Annotated in this window: 14 protein-coding genes and 3 tRNA genes; 8 read left to right on the top strand and 9 right to left on the bottom strand. The window is 41.5% G+C overall.

Going from position 1 to position 13,558, the window contains the following annotated elements; all coding sequences use genetic code 11:
- The first annotated feature begins 95 nt into the window (after positions 1–95).
- The 3 genes from FMM05_RS04200 to FMM05_RS04190 all read left to right on the top strand — a co-directional run bounded on the left by FMM05_RS04200 (position 96) and on the right by FMM05_RS04190 (position 514).
- Positions 96–168 (top strand) — tRNA-Gly (locus FMM05_RS04200).
- 16 nt (positions 169–184) lie between these two features.
- A tRNA-Leu gene (locus FMM05_RS04195) sits at positions 185–270 on the top strand.
- Positions 271–441: 171 nt separating this feature from the next.
- Positions 442–514: transfer RNA gene (locus FMM05_RS04190), tRNA-Gly, on the top strand.
- A gap of 121 nt (positions 515–635) precedes the next feature.
- Here the strand turns inward: FMM05_RS04190 and FMM05_RS21285 are convergent.
- From FMM05_RS21285 to FMM05_RS04175, 3 genes are all read right to left on the bottom strand, one after another.
- Positions 636–884, bottom strand: coding sequence for an Imm53 family immunity protein (locus FMM05_RS21285; protein ID WP_143372289.1), 249 nt, complete (start codon positions 882–884; stop codon positions 636–638).
- Between the two features lie 147 nt (positions 885–1,031).
- Positions 1,032–1,229, bottom strand: coding sequence for a hypothetical protein (locus FMM05_RS04180; RefSeq protein ID WP_143372083.1), 198 nt, complete (start codon positions 1,227–1,229; stop codon positions 1,032–1,034).
- 227 nt (positions 1,230–1,456) lie between these two features.
- Positions 1,457–3,592, bottom strand: coding sequence for a S46 family peptidase (locus tag FMM05_RS04175; RefSeq protein WP_143372082.1), 2,136 nt, complete (start codon positions 3,590–3,592; stop codon positions 1,457–1,459).
- Positions 3,593–3,711: 119 nt separating this feature from the next.
- Here FMM05_RS04175 and FMM05_RS04170 point away from each other — a divergent pair, with 119 nt between their 5' ends.
- Positions 3,712–4,284, top strand: a complete 573-nt coding sequence (locus FMM05_RS04170) for a Crp/Fnr family transcriptional regulator (protein ID WP_143372081.1) — start codon at positions 3,712–3,714, stop codon at positions 4,282–4,284.
- An 80-nt stretch (positions 4,285–4,364) separates the two neighbouring features.
- Positions 4,365–4,799, top strand: coding sequence for a carboxymuconolactone decarboxylase family protein (locus FMM05_RS04165; RefSeq protein ID WP_143372080.1), 435 nt, complete (start codon positions 4,365–4,367; stop codon positions 4,797–4,799).
- 286 nt (positions 4,800–5,085) lie between these two features.
- Here the strand turns inward: FMM05_RS04165 and FMM05_RS04160 are convergent, their stop codons facing one another.
- Together FMM05_RS04160 and FMM05_RS04155 are read right to left on the bottom strand one after the other, a co-directional pair.
- Complete coding sequence (locus FMM05_RS04160) at positions 5,086–5,535, bottom strand: GNAT family N-acetyltransferase (RefSeq protein ID WP_235894356.1); 450 nt, start codon at positions 5,533–5,535, stop codon at positions 5,086–5,088.
- Positions 5,519–6,763, bottom strand: a complete 1,245-nt coding sequence (locus FMM05_RS04155; RefSeq protein WP_143372079.1) for a 3-deoxy-D-manno-octulosonic acid transferase — start codon at positions 6,761–6,763, stop codon at positions 5,519–5,521. The genes FMM05_RS04160 and FMM05_RS04155 overlap by 17 nt, the downstream gene beginning before the upstream one ends.
- Positions 6,764–6,865: 102 nt before the next feature.
- Between FMM05_RS04155 and FMM05_RS04150 the strand changes: the two genes are divergently transcribed.
- The 3 genes from FMM05_RS04150 to galE are packed head-to-tail and all read left to right on the top strand — an operon-like array spanning position 6,866 to position 9,437.
- Positions 6,866–7,996 carry a DegT/DnrJ/EryC1/StrS family aminotransferase gene (locus FMM05_RS04150; RefSeq protein ID WP_143372078.1) on the top strand — a complete coding sequence of 377 codons (1,131 nt, stop codon included), beginning with the start codon at positions 6,866–6,868 and terminating at the stop codon, positions 7,994–7,996.
- Positions 7,996–8,418: a hypothetical protein gene (locus FMM05_RS04145; protein ID WP_143372077.1), complete on the top strand. Its 423-nt coding sequence runs from the start codon at positions 7,996–7,998 to the stop codon at positions 8,416–8,418. Before FMM05_RS04150 ends, FMM05_RS04145 begins: the two co-directional genes overlap by 1 nt.
- A 2-nt stretch (positions 8,419–8,420) precedes the next feature.
- Entirely contained in the window at positions 8,421–9,437 is a 1,017-nt protein-coding gene (gene galE / locus FMM05_RS04140; RefSeq protein ID WP_143372076.1) for a UDP-glucose 4-epimerase GalE, read from the top strand.
- Between the two features lie 128 nt (positions 9,438–9,565).
- Here the strand turns inward: galE and FMM05_RS04135 are convergent, their stop codons facing one another.
- From FMM05_RS04135 to FMM05_RS04120, 4 genes are all read right to left on the bottom strand, one after another.
- Positions 9,566–10,555 (bottom strand): hypothetical protein, encoded by a 990-nt coding sequence (locus FMM05_RS04135; protein WP_143372075.1) that lies wholly within the window; start codon positions 10,553–10,555, stop codon positions 9,566–9,568.
- A gap of 179 nt (positions 10,556–10,734) precedes the next feature.
- Complete coding sequence (gene fabD, locus FMM05_RS04130; protein ID WP_143372074.1) at positions 10,735–11,616, bottom strand: ACP S-malonyltransferase; 882 nt, start codon at positions 11,614–11,616, stop codon at positions 10,735–10,737.
- A gap of 185 nt (positions 11,617–11,801) precedes the next feature.
- The gene (locus FMM05_RS04125) at positions 11,802–12,752 is read right to left on the bottom strand and encodes a bestrophin family protein (RefSeq protein WP_143372073.1); all 951 of its coding nucleotides are present in this window, start codon (positions 12,750–12,752) and stop codon (positions 11,802–11,804) included.
- A gap of 30 nt (positions 12,753–12,782) precedes the next feature.
- Complete coding sequence (locus tag FMM05_RS04120; RefSeq protein WP_143372072.1) at positions 12,783–13,508, bottom strand: hypothetical protein; 726 nt, start codon at positions 13,506–13,508, stop codon at positions 12,783–12,785.
- Between the last annotated feature and the right edge of the window lie 50 nt (positions 13,509–13,558).

Here is a 13,558-nt window from a genome sequence, read left to right as displayed (position 1 = left end):
GGCTGAAATATTTTTACCGAAAACGCTTGCAGGACTCAAAATATGTGTTACATTTGCACCCGTAATAATAACACGGTAACGTTCTTTTATTTAATGCGAAAATAGCTCAGTTGGTAGAGCGCGACCTTGCCAAGGTCGAGGTCGCGGGTTCGAATCCCGTTTTTCGCTCAGAATCTACTTTTATGCTCGAGTGGTGGAATTGGTAGACACGCTGGACTTAAAATCCAGTGGGTAGTAATGCCCGTGCGGGTTCAAGTCCCGCCTTGAGTACAAGATTTTTAAAAGCTTCAACAATTGTTGAGGCTTTTTTTGTGTCTTAGTTTTTGGTAAGTGTATTTAGCATAAATTTTGCTTTTCGGTGTACTGAATATTTGCAAAATTAAAAATATGTGTTACATTTGCACTCGCAATACCAGTATTGCGAGTGTTATTTATTGTACTGCGAAAATAGCTCAGTTGGTAGAGCGCGACCTTGCCAAGGTCGAGGTCGCGGGTTCGAATCCCGTTTTTCGCTCATATTATCTTAAAGCCTCAACAGATGTTGGGGCTTTTTTTGTGGGTTGTGGTTTGAAATTAATCTTTTGTAGGATTGCAAACCTACGCCATCAAGTTATGGTATTTTAAACGTATATCGTTTAAAGTACTATCTTCTTTTTGTCAATCTTATTGTGGGTGGCCAGGCTTTTAAATAATTCAAGGGTCATATGTAGTTTTGATGGGTCGCCTATGCCGTAAAATATATTATCTGTTATCTCATATCCAATCCAATTATTTTCCTCTCTTTCAAATAATTTATACGGAACATCATATCTAACATGAATTGAAATGTTGTTAAAATCAATTTCAATGCTCCAGCCGGAGTTGTCTAAAGATTCAATTTTAATAACCTGTTCGTGTTACCAATTTCCATCGCATTGCTCAAGAAACCAATTTTGTAGCCAGTTTATCATATGTTTTGATTGTATTGTAAATATATCCCATAAAAAAAGCCCCGCATTGCGGAGCTTCTTAATACTTTTTGCAGTAACTAATTACTGAGCTGGAGTAGTAGCAGGAGCAACTGTATCAGCAACTGGAGCAGCAGTAGTGTCAGCAGCAACTGGTGCAACTGGCTCTTCAACTGGAGCTACAACTGTGTCTGCATTTACAGTAGTTTCAGTTTCAGTTTTTTTACATGACGCTAAAGATACAAGAGCTACAAGAGCTACGCTTAAAACAACTTTTTTCATCTTACTAAATTATAAAGGTTAATTATTAATTCGGAGCAAAGATATAAATTTTTTGATATGACATAATAATAATCATTAAAATTTTTTTAATTCTTTTAACGCTGAAATTCAGAATTTTATGTACATCGTTTTCAGTTTTTAACAGATTTTTTAATTATCTGTAACCGGCTTACATCTTAAATGCTTGTTTTGCAATAAAATAAAATACAACAGGCGTGGTTAAATTCTTACTTAACCACCTTCATTTCTTTTACTAAATGGCCTGCACCGGCAAATTTATCTATTATAAAGAGCACATACCTAATGTCTACCATAATATTCCTGCATATAGATGGGTCATAATGTATGTCGCTCATGGTACCTTCCCATACACGGTCAAAGTTTAGGCCTATAAGATTACCATTGGCATCTATGGCCGGGCTTCCCGAGTTTCCGCCGGTAGTATGGTTTGTGCCTATAAAGCAAACCGGCATTTTGCCCTTTTCGCCATACTGTCCGTAATCTTTGGCATTATATAGGTCTATAAGCTTTTTAGGTATATCAAACTCATAATCGCCGGGAACATACTTTTTAATTACGCCATCTAAATAGGTTTGCGCATCATAATAAGTATCGTCTTCGCCGGGTTTATATCCTTTAACCTTGCCATAAGTTACTCTTAACGTGCTGTTAGCATCAGGGAACAGGCGTGCATCTTTAGGACTAAGCTCTAAGATAGCCTTCATGTACGTGCGTTGCAGGGCAGCAATCTTTAGATTAAGTTCGTCGTACTTTGGCGATACCTTATCCATATACGTTTGCGTAAGGAGTTTAACGAACTGGTAGCCCTTATCGTCATTAAGCTTGGCAACGGCAGCCATTGGATCGCCGTCAAGCAGGTCTTCTACGCCCTGCAGGCTGGTTAGTTTAGACCTGCTGTATATCTCGGTCGTAATTTTCTTATAATCGGCATCCCTCAATTCAAGCGGAACAAACTGCCTTGGGGATTTTGTTGCGTATAGCGTAATAAGCTGCTCAAACACCTTTTCGTCAACCGCCTTATTAAAATCTTTATAAGTTTCTTCCAGCGCGGCAAGGGTTTTTTCCCTACGGTCGCCAAAAGATTGTGGCCCTTTGGTTTTTAAAACCTGCTCTAACTGAAACATCCTGTAGCCTATGCTAAGCAGCTCTGTATTGCGCAATACCACCTCGTTAAAATAATCGCGCGAAAGCGAATACGGCTCAATTGCATTATAATACAAAGTAAAGTCGCTAAGCAGGTTGCCATATTCAGCCTCTTTACCTGCTTTTTGTACCCAGGCGGTAAATTGCTTTTCGTAATCTTTTTTAATTTGTACGGCATTGGTTTTTTTAAGCCCTTGTGTTTCGCCTATCCATTTTTTCCAGTAATTGGCAATTTGGGCATACTTGGCGGCATATTGTATTTTTATGGCTTTGTCTTTACGCATAAAGCCATCGGCTACTTTAAGGGCAGCATCCCTAACCTCTATTTTGGCAGGGTTAAGGGTGTTTACAATTTGCTCTACGGCAATGGCAGGTAAATACTCTGTAGTACGGCCCGGATAGCCAAACACAAGTGTAAAATCGTCCTCCTTAATACCTTTTAACGATACCGGGAAAAAGTACTTAGGCACATAAGGCACATTGTCTTTACTGTAGGCTGCCGGACGGTTATCTTTATTGGCATAAATACGGAAAAGAGAAAAATCGCCGGTATGGCGTGGCCACACCCAGTTATCGGTATCCGATCCAAATTTACCTATAGATGATGGCGGTGCACCCACAAGGCGAACATCTTTAAATGTTTCGGTTACAAACAGCATGTATTGATTGCCCTCGTAAAAGGTACGTATGCTGTTTTCCTGCCAGCTTTCTTTAGGTAGTGTTTTGGTAAGGTTGCTAATGTTGTCCTGTATTTTTTTAACCCTGTCTTTTTCTTCGGTAAGGTTTTGGGTACCTTCTAATACTTTAGTGGTAACATCTTCTATACGGGCTATAAAAGTAACCTCAAGCCCTGGGTTGGGCAACTCTTCAGACAGGTTCATGGCCCAGAAGCCATCGGCAATATAATCGTGCTCTACCGTGCTGTGGCTTTGTATCTCGCCAAAACCACAGTGGTGGTTGGTAAGTAATAATCCCTGAGATGATATAACCTCGCTGGTGCAGCCGCCGTTAAATTGTGGTACGGCATCTTTAAGGCTTGATTTATTTACATCATAAATATCCTGTGCGGTCATTTTCATGCCCAGGTGTTTCATTTCTTTTTCGTTCATGCCCTTTAGGAGCGATGGTATCCACATGCCACCCTGCTGTGAAAAAGCAGGCAAAGCAAACAATAATACCAGTAAGCGTAGTAGTTTCATGATAAGTTTAAGTTAGCGGGCGCAATATAATAATTTTTTAACAATGAGTGGTTGAGTTGTGATATTCTGAAAACAGTATTGGCTGAAAATAATTACTTTAGCTAAAAATTATTTAGCAAATGGTATCCCGGCTTATAACCCATATAGAGAAGCAGGTAGCGCTTAGCGCGGAAGAAAAATCTATTATTGAGGACGTGCTTTTTACTGAACATTTAAAGAAAAAGCAATTTTTGTTTAAAGCGGGAGAACCCTGCCGTGCCAAATATTTTGTAGTGCAGGGCTGCCTTAGGCTGTACATTACTAATGCTAAAGGGATAGACCAAATGATCCAGTTTGGGATTGATAACTGGTGGATTACCGATTATCTGGGTTTTAAGTACAAAAAACCTTCAGTGTTTAATTTACAGGCCGTAAACGATGCCGTTGTTATTGCGGTTGATGAGCAGCAAATGGAGGAGCTGTCAGGAAAGATACCAAAATTGGAGCGCTATTTCAGGCTGGTGCTCGAAACGGCTTATGGTGCATCGCTAATGCGGTTTAATTATGTATTTAATATGTCGGGCGAGGAGCGTTACCGTTTTTTCAGCACTATGAATCCGGATTTTGTTCAGAAGGTTCCGCAATACCTAATAGCCTCTTACCTTGGGGTTACACCCGAATTTTTGAGTAAAATACGGGCTAAAAAAGTGTAAATTTTTTTTCTTAATCTTGATTAAGTTTTTTGATGTGTGCTTGTTAGAAATTTGTATCAAACAAATTAAAACAATAAGTCATGAAAACAAGAATGAATTTATTCGCAATTGAGAAAGAAGGCTACCAGGCTATGATGGCATTTGAAAAATACCTTGCTACTACAGAGGTTGATAAACTACACAAAGAACTTATAAAAATACGCGCTTCGCAAATAAACGGCTGTGCCTATTGTTTGGATATGCACACTAAAGATGCCCGCAAATATGGCGAAACAGAGCAGCGCATTTACACAGTAAGTGCATGGAGGGATACCCCATTTTTTAGCCCTGAAGAGCAGGCCATACTTGCCCTTACCGAAGAGGTTACCCTTATAGGCAACCACGTGAGCGATACTACGTATGATGCTGCCGTGGCAGTTTTAGGCGAAAAATATACTGCTCAGGTTATCATGAACATTGTAGTAATAAACAGCTGGAACCGTATAGCCATAACTACTGGTATGATGCCGGAGTAATAGGATTAGATAAATTGAAAGTATTTATATGCCGCTCCTCCAGAGCTCAAAAACGCGCTACGAGATTTGTTTCTATAAATATGCCGCTTCTCCGAAGCTTATTATTAATATGAAATAATTTGCGTTTTGTAGCTTCCCGTTTTAAGTGAAGAAGTATGAGCCTCAGCGGGGCGGTATATTTATAGTTATATATTGCTTTATGCAATAGAGCTCCGGAGGAGCGGCATACAATTTATAGATGTGCCGCCCCTCCGGAATTTAATGCATAAGATATAATTTGCTAATGTTATTGAACAACCAAACGCATCAGTCCGCGTTTGTGTACAGTGTAGTTTTTAGAGAGGTAGAGTTTGCGGGCGGCCTCGTTATGGGGCTCAATTTCCAGGTAAACGATTTTAATGGATAGTGCTTTAGCTTCTTCGGCAATAAAATCAAGTGCATGTTTGCCAAGCCCTGCGCCACGAGCTTCGGTCGATACAAACAGCTCATCTAAAAAGGCTATGCGGCCCTGGTATTCAAAACTAAATACAAAGGTCAGGATAAAATAACCCACAGGCTTGCCGTCATATAACATAACCCAGCCATGCCCAAGAGAATCATTTTCTATAAACTCAAAAAACAGGCCATTGCTAACGGCTGCATCAATGGGGTAACCGTCTATGGCATAAAACTGCTGCATCATGGTAATTACAGCAGGGGCATCGGTAGCTTCAAAGGGTTTAAATGTTGGCTGCATCTGTAATAATATGGTTTATTATAATGTTTACCGCACCGCGGTTCATGCTTACAAAAGTACCGGCAGTGTGGCCGGTTTCCCAACGGTAATCATCGTTGTAAATTAAAGACGATAATGCATCTTCCATTCCGGTCTTGTCTTTAACGGCAATAACACCGCCCATTTGTACAAGTGCAACTGCTTCGGGGAATTTTTGGTGGTTCGGGCCAATAATAATCGGCACGCCAAAAGCGGCAGGTTCTAATATATTATGAAGCCCCGCCGTACCAAAGCCACCGCCTACATAGGCCACATCGGCGTAGCTGTAAATTTTACCCAATATACCTATAGTATTTACAATTAAGACCGAATATTCTGCCAGATTACTGCCTTCTTTTTCAGAAAATAAAACGGTGTTTTTGGTAAGGCTGTTCTTTATATCGTTTATGTGGTCTTCGCCCAGGGTATGCGGCGCTATTATAAATTTTACATCGGTAGAGGCATTTATAAACGGCAGGATTAGGGCTTCGTCCTTTGGCCAGGAACTACCTAACACCACGGTAGTTTTGCCATTAATAAATTCTTCTATAAACGGCAGGCTGTTGTCGCGGTTTAAAATTTCGCTCACGCGGTCGTAACGGGTGTCGCCGCTAATGGTAACGTTGGTAAAGCCAATAGTTGCCAGTAATTGTTTAGAGCTTTCGTACTGCACAAAAAAGTGGTTAAAGGCTTTAAATGCCTCACGGTAAAAACCGCCGTACCATTTAAAAAATGCCTGATTGGGCCTAAACAGTCCCGATATAAGATAGGTAGGGGTGTTTTGTTTTTTAAGCTCGTTAAGGTAGTTGGGCCAAAACTCGTACTTAATAAAAAATGCCATTGATGGGTGTACAAGTTGCATAAACTTTTTAGCATTAGCCAGGGTGTCTAATGGCAGGTACACCACCACATCTGCGGCTTTAGTGTTTTTGCGTATTTCGTAGCCCGATGGCGAAAAGAACGTAAGCACTATTTTGTGGCTGGGATGCAGTTGCCTCATTTTTTCCATAATGGGCAGGCCCTGCTCGTATTCGCCTAACGATGCCGCATGAAACCAAATGGTCTTGTCGGCAGGGCTTATTTTTTGCGAAAGCGTTTTAAATACATCTTTACGCCCGTGCACAAATAGTTTGATCTTAGGACTAAAAAGCGCTACAATCTTTAAAACAAAACTGGCTATGTGCGTAAGCAGGCTGTAAAGGAAAAACATAAGTAAAATATTGGGCTGCTAAATTACATACTTTATAGCATTTTGATTGGTGCTGAGTTATTAAATTAGTAGTTTTGCGTTGATTTAAATAATTTCAGAATAATGAAAAAAATCCAGATGGTCGATCTTAAAGGCCAGTATGAAAGTATTAAAGATACAGTAAATACTTCTATTCAGGAAGTTTTAGATAACACAGCTTATATAAACGGACCCCAGGTTCATAAATTTCAAAAAGACCTTGAGCAGTATCTTGGCGCTAAGCACGTAATACCGTGTGCAAACGGTACCGATGCCCTGCAGATAGCCATGATGGGCCTTGGCCTTAAACCCGGCGATGAGGTTATTACGGCCGATTTTACTTTTGCCGCCACGGTAGAGGTTATTGCCTTGTTGCAGCTTACCCCGGTTTTGGTAGATGTTGATGTTGATACTTACAACATTTCTATCGAGGCTATTAAAAAAGCCATTACTCCTAAAACAAAGGCTATCGTTCCGGTGCATTTGTTTGGGCAGGCCGCTAATATGGAGGCTATCCTTGACATTGCTAAAGAACATAACCTGTATGTTATAGAAGATAACGCACAGGCCATTGGTGCCGATTATACGTATGCCGACGGTTCTAAAAAGAAAGTTGGCGTAATAGGCGATGTGGCTTCAACGTCGTTTTTCCCATCTAAAAACTTAGGCTGCTATGGCGATGGTGGTGCCATTTTTACTAATGATGATGCCCTTGCGCACACCCTTAGAGGTATTGTAAACCATGGCATGTATGAGCGTTACCACCACGATGTTGTGGGTGTAAACTCAAGGCTGGATAGTGTTCAGGCGGCAGTGCTTAATGCTAAACTGCCTCATCTTGATACCTATAACAAAGCACGACAGGAAGCGGCTGCTAAATACAGCGCTGCTTTTGCCAACCATGCTAAAATTGTTCCTCCAGTTGTAATTGGCAGTACAGATAGCCATGTGTTTCACCAGTATGTATTACGTATACTGGATGCCGACAGGGATGCGCTTATGAAACACCTGCTGGATAAAGGCATACCTTGTGCTATTTATTATCCTATACCATTGCACAGCCAAAAGGCTTACGCCGATGCCCGTTACAACGAGGCCGATTTCCCTGTTACCAACCAACTGGTAAAAGAGGTTATTGCCCTGCCTATGCATACCGAGCTTGATGATGAGCAAATTAAATTTATTACCGATAGTGTAATCGAATTTTTAGCATAATGAAAGATAAATTGGGTACTATACATTTAGGATTAAGGCTGTGCTTTATGCTTCTTATCGCTGCATTGGCAACAGGTTGTGTAAAAGACGACTATTTTACCGAGTTGCAGGAAATGTCTGTCCAGATGGATAAAATGTGCCCAATGGTTATTGATGGCGGTACGCGCCTTGATAGCACATCGGCTAAAGAAGCGCCGTTAACGCTCGTGTACTATTATACGGCTACAACCGCCAGTAAAGATGCCCTGCCCGAAAATATTGAAGAGGTAAAAGCACAACTAAAAAAACAGGCTCAGGATAATCTTGACAATGCTTCTACTATGGAGGCATTCAGGAAAATGGATGTTGCCTTAACTTACGATTATAGGGATAAGAACGGCGAGTACCTTTTTAATTATACTGTTGCACCAACTAAAAAATAAATATGAAAATACTGGTAACCGGCGGCCTGGGCTTTATAGGTTCGCATACTGTGGTAGAATTGCAAAACGAAGGCTTTGAGGTTGTTATTATAGACGACCTTTCTAACTCATCTGTAACCGTTTTAGAAGGTATTAAAGCCATTAACGGCAAGAGTCCCGAATTTGAACAGGTTGACCTTAGGGATAAAGCAGCCGTACAGCAGTTTTTTGCCAAATATGCCGATGTTAGCGGAGTTATACATTTTGCAGCATCTAAAGCGGTGGGCGAGAGTGTACAAAACCCGTTACTGTACTATGAAAACAATATTGGTGCACTGGTGTATATTTTACAGGAATTGCAAAAGAAAGATAAAGCCAACTTTATATTCAGCTCTTCGTGTACCGTTTACGGCCAGGCCGAAAAAATGCCTATTACTGAAGATACTGCCGTGCAACCTGCCATGTCGCCTTACGGCAACACCAAACAAATAGGCGAAGAGATCATTCGCGATGTGGCTGCTGTTAGCGCTATCGAAGCAATATTACTGCGCTACTTTAACCCGGTTGGAGCGCATGAGTCGGCTAATATTGGCGAGCTGCCCCTGGGTGTGCCGCAAAACCTTGTTCCGTTCATTACACAGGCCGCCATAGGCCTGCGCGACCAGCTTTCGGTTTTTGGCGATGATTACCCAACGCCTGATGGTACCTGCGTGCGCGATTACATACACGTGGTAGACCTTGCCAAAGCACACGTAAAAGCCCTTAAAAGGCTTGTAGATAAAAAGAATGCCGATAAAGTAGAGGTATTTAACCTTGGTACCGGTAAAGGAAGCTCTGTTTTAGAAGTTATCCATGCGTTTGAAAAAGCATCTGGCAAAAGCCTTAACTATAAAATAGTGCCGAGAAGGGCCGGTGATATTACCGAGGCTTACGCCGATACTACCAAAGCAAACAATGTTTTGGGATGGAAAGCCGAACTAAGCCTTGATGAAGCACTTGCCTCTGCCTGGAAATGGGAACAAAAGGTGCGCGCGAAGTAGTTTTCAGTCGCAGTAACAGTTTTCAGGCAAGTTTGTCCTTTCGAACGAGCGTAGCGAAGTGAGCAATATCGAATAAAATATATAAGATCCCAAGCCATACGGTTTGGGATTTTTGCTATCATTAAACTCTATTTCCAAAGTCGCACCTTCCACATAAGGTCAAGGCTTATAACGTGCTGGTAATTAAAATTGCCTGAAGGCGAAACATCATAAAATGTGGGGTTGTATACTACGCCCATAAAAAAGTCGTCGGTAAATTGGTGGTAGGCATTAAAAGCTAATCCAAAAGAGTGGCTTACCTCTTTTCGTGATGGTGTGGGCATAATGGTGCCAAATGTTTCATCAAAGCTATTTCCGGTATGATACTGCCAGGTGTTTTTAGCGTAGCTAACCCCATAACCCAAAACAAAGCGCGACACTTTATGATTGTTGGTAAGGCTTATATTAAAATTCCGTGTACTTTGGTATGGCCCATCACCTTCTATAGGTACAGGTATAAAAAAGTCGAAATCTATGGTGCTGGCGATGTTAAGTTTCACGAATGTATTGTCTTTATAATAGTATTCCAACCCGGCACTTAGCCCAAAAAAGCCTGCGTTCATCCTTATGCCCTCGTCCTTTGGCTGCATATAAAACCCGTTTATATAGGGAATAGAAACCGACATATTTACCTGCCTCTTTTGCACCGGATATTTTTGGGCAAAATATTTCTTTACTCCACTAAGTAAAGGCGGCGTGAAAACCGTAGTGGTATCCCAGCTTTTAAAGAGCAGTTTGCGGCCGTAGTAAAAGCGTTTATCGGTAAAGCAATCGGTAATATATCCTGCCGGCGCAAGTTGTAGAAAGGCAAGGTTGCCGTAAATAAACTCCGGATTTACCGATGATTTAACTATTATATTGCGTGTAAGCGAGTCGGTTATAAACTGTACGGCAAGGTCTTGTTTACCGCGTTTTACCTTAACGTAAGCGGGCAGGGTGTATATACTGTCGTATACTTTTGCCTTTACATTATTTTCGTAGGCATATATTTTGAGCTTATATTCTTTGCGGTTAAAAATCGTGGCGCAGGAGGTAAGGCATAGCGGCAGCAGCAAAAGCCATAGTAATCGTGGTAGCATAGGGTTTGGTTAAGGCGATTGCTTAGCAGATGGTGCAATTGTTAAAAGGTTGCTTGTAATTATGTTTATTGATGATTTAGTTACATAAAAAATCCCCATTACGATTATAATGGGGATTAGCTGTATCTGAAAACTGATCACTTAGACCTGTTTACTAACAGGCAGGCTGAAAACTTAAATTATGCTCCCGCCGAAGCTGTCTCTGCTTCTTTGTTTATTTTTTTTACAAGGCCTTGCAGTACGTTACCCGGGCCAACTTCTGTAAACAGGGTAGCGCCATCGGCAATCATGTTTTGTACACTCTGTGTCCATTTTACAGGGGCAGTAAGCTGAATGATCAGATTACGCTTAATTTCATTGGCATCTGTAACTGCGGTTGCAGGTACGTTTTGGTATACTGGGCAAATTGGGTTGGTAAAAGTAGTTTGCTCTATGGCAGCAGCAAGCTCCTCGCGGGCAGGCTCCATCATAGGGCTGTGGAAAGCACCGCCCACAGGCAGTATCAGCGCCCTTTTAGCGCCGGCAGCCTTCATGGCTTCGCAGGCAGCTTCTACCGCTGTTGTTTCGCCGGATATTACAAGCTGGCCGGGACAGTTATAGTTGGCAGGAACTACAACGCCATCTATTTGTGCGCAAACCTCTTCTACTACATTATCTTCAAGGCCAAGAACGGCGGCCATAGTGCTGGGAGTTATTTCGCAGGCCTTTTGCATGGCAAGGGCACGTTGCGAAACCAGTTTAAGTCCGTCCTCAAAAGTTAAGGCTCCGGCAGCCACAAGCGCGCTGAATTCCCCTAACGAGTGGCCTGCAACCATTTCCGGCTTAAAGCTGTCGCCTAATGTTTTTGCCAATATAACCGAGTGTAAAAAAACCGCAGGCTGTGTTACACGGGTTTCTTTAAGCTGGTCGGCCGTACCTTCAAACATAATATCGGTAATGCGAAAACCCAGTATATCGTTAGCTTTTTCAAATAATTCCTTCGCCTCGGCAGAACTTTCATAAAGCTCTTTACCCATACCGGTAAACTGGGCACCCTGACCCGGAAATACATATGCTTTCATATCTTAATTTTGTTTTTTGCTGTTTGTGACTGCAAAAATAATGTTTTTTGCGGGATTGCTAACAATTGATGATTTGATGGTAATAAACAAAAAACCGCCCCTGTATAACAAGGGCGGCAACCATACATAACTACCCGGAACAGGCCGGAAAACACAAAACTTAAGGCTTGTAAAACAATTATAAACTACAAAACAAAATAGGCATTCTTAACAGGTTGTATATGATGAAGGTTAGGTTCTTTAGGAGCATCTTCCGGCGCAAATTCGTCCCGGTACTCGTTAACCATTTGCATCAGGTTATTTTCTATATTGTTGGATATTGATATCATAGGCGTATCGGTAGGGCGATTCTCAAACGGATCCTGCAGGTGTATCGCCATTTTTTCAATAAGAAAACACGCTGCGCCTATAGTTGCCACAACCGGTATTTGCAGCCATCCTAAATAATCGGTAAGCCCAAAAGGCAGCAGTATAAGGAACAGGCAAAGCGTAAACCTTATATACATGCTATATGTGGTTGGGAAAATGGTGTTTTTAATACGCTCACACTTGCCCATAGAGTCGCACAAACGCGTTAGGGTATTATCTATCTCTACCTGCTGGTATACGTTTAGCTTGCCCTCCTCTAATGCTTTTTTAAGTTCTTTGCCATGCAGCATTAATAATGCATTAGGCACATGCTTGTGGTTCTTTACAAAGCGCAATTCGTCTTCATTTAATAATGTTTTAATAGGCTTAACCGGGTCTTTACCACGCAGCGCCTGGGCGAGCGAATAGCACCATGCAGCCTGCCTTTTAGCAAAGCCTTCTTTAAAATCGTTAGCTTCTATAGAAAAATCAGGGTCTTTGTAAAATACAATTACCTGGCGCAGCAACGACCTGGAGTCGTTTACAATACCACCCCATACAATACGGGCTTCCCACCAACGGTCATAAGCCTGGTTGCTTTTAAATGCAAGCAGTAACGATATAATTGTACCTATAATAGTAGGCACAGCAATAGGAATATTTATAGATATAGCATGGTAAAAATGGTGTACAACTTCAAAACCCAGTGCATATACTATAACGAGCGCCAATTCTATCTTTATTTTGCCCAGCACATAAGACATGGGTATTCGTTTATTTAGCAGCATAATCTTCTCTTTAATTGTTAATAGACATGATTATAAAACCCCTTCGTAAAGCGATAATACTGGCATACCCAAAGCTTCGTTTACAACGGAATGGCTTTTCCTGTTAAGCTTAACTTTTTCAGGCTTCCGTGTTTCTACAAGTACGTCAATATCATTCTTAAAAATTGCTTCGGCAAGCATGGGCGCAAGGTCTTCGGGGTCCTGTTCGCTGGCAAGCATGGCACGGCTTACAATGGTAAAACTAAAACGGTCGTTAATCATGTCCTGAACTTCCTGCAAACCCACTGTGGTTTTTTCCTGTTCCAGATACATAGCTTTGCTAAGCAGCTGGCCCGTACAGTTTTGCCCAAGATGTAACAAAGGGCACTTACTGTTTAAAAGCAATGCAGTGCAGTAGCGGTGTATTTTTTGCTGCTCCTGCTTATAGGAAGTTGTTAGTATAGTTAGGCCAATACCCTTGTGTTCTATAAGCCCTTTGAGTAAAGGTGCCGATATACCATGCTGAATATGTACCTGCAATACGCAGTTTGGAGTATTTTTTATAATTTCTTTGCATTTGTTAAGCACGGCTGACTGTGCTGCAGTATAACCGGGAGTTATTTTTTGCAGCAGGTAGCCAGCTGAATACGTATCGGGCACATCGCACAATAACATCAATACAACGGCACAATTTTGTCCTGATGCATGTTTGGCGGCCGTTTTAACAGCGCCCACCGTATCGGCTTCAAGAATAGTGGGTATGAGTATATTTTTCATAGTGTAAATTGCTTGATACACTACAAATTAACTACTACAACATTAGAGTG

Source organism: Flavobacterium zepuense, from assembly GCF_007097145.1.
Classification (GTDB): Bacteria; Bacteroidota; Bacteroidia; order Flavobacteriales; family Flavobacteriaceae; genus Flavobacterium; species Flavobacterium zepuense.
The sequence above is the reverse complement of the archived record's forward strand: the minus strand, read 5'-3'. Positions and strand labels throughout refer to the sequence as shown.

What these genes read in the sequence shown, in the direction of transcription:
- FMM05_RS04180 (WP_143372083.1), bottom strand. Translation starts at nt 1,229, where the DNA reads ATGAAAAAAGTTGTTTTAAGCGTAGCTCTTGTAGCTCTTGTATCTTTA.
- FMM05_RS04175 (WP_143372082.1), bottom strand. Translation starts at nt 3,592, where the DNA reads ATGAAACTACTACGCTTACTGGTATTATTGTTTGCTTTGCCTGCTTTT.
- FMM05_RS04170 (WP_143372081.1), top strand. Translation starts at nt 3,712, where the DNA reads ATGGTATCCCGGCTTATAACCCATATAGAGAAGCAGGTAGCGCTTAGC.
- FMM05_RS04165 (WP_143372080.1), top strand. Translation starts at nt 4,365, where the DNA reads ATGAAAACAAGAATGAATTTATTCGCAATTGAGAAAGAAGGCTACCAG.
- FMM05_RS04160 (WP_235894356.1), bottom strand. Translation starts at nt 5,535, where the DNA reads ATGCAGCCAACATTTAAACCCTTTGAAGCTACCGATGCCCCTGCTGTA.
- FMM05_RS04155 (WP_143372079.1), bottom strand. Translation starts at nt 6,763, where the DNA reads ATGTTTTTCCTTTACAGCCTGCTTACGCACATAGCCAGTTTTGTTTTA.
- FMM05_RS04150 (WP_143372078.1), top strand. Translation starts at nt 6,866, where the DNA reads ATGAAAAAAATCCAGATGGTCGATCTTAAAGGCCAGTATGAAAGTATT.
- FMM05_RS04145 (WP_143372077.1), top strand. Translation starts at nt 7,996, where the DNA reads ATGAAAGATAAATTGGGTACTATACATTTAGGATTAAGGCTGTGCTTT.
- galE (WP_143372076.1), top strand. Translation starts at nt 8,421, where the DNA reads ATGAAAATACTGGTAACCGGCGGCCTGGGCTTTATAGGTTCGCATACT.
- FMM05_RS04135 (WP_143372075.1), bottom strand. Translation starts at nt 10,555, where the DNA reads ATGCTACCACGATTACTATGGCTTTTGCTGCTGCCGCTATGCCTTACC.
- fabD (WP_143372074.1), bottom strand. Translation starts at nt 11,616, where the DNA reads ATGAAAGCATATGTATTTCCGGGTCAGGGTGCCCAGTTTACCGGTATG.
- FMM05_RS04125 (WP_143372073.1), bottom strand. Translation starts at nt 12,752, where the DNA reads ATGCTGCTAAATAAACGAATACCCATGTCTTATGTGCTGGGCAAAATA.
- FMM05_RS04120 (WP_143372072.1), bottom strand. Translation starts at nt 13,508, where the DNA reads ATGAAAAATATACTCATACCCACTATTCTTGAAGCCGATACGGTGGGC.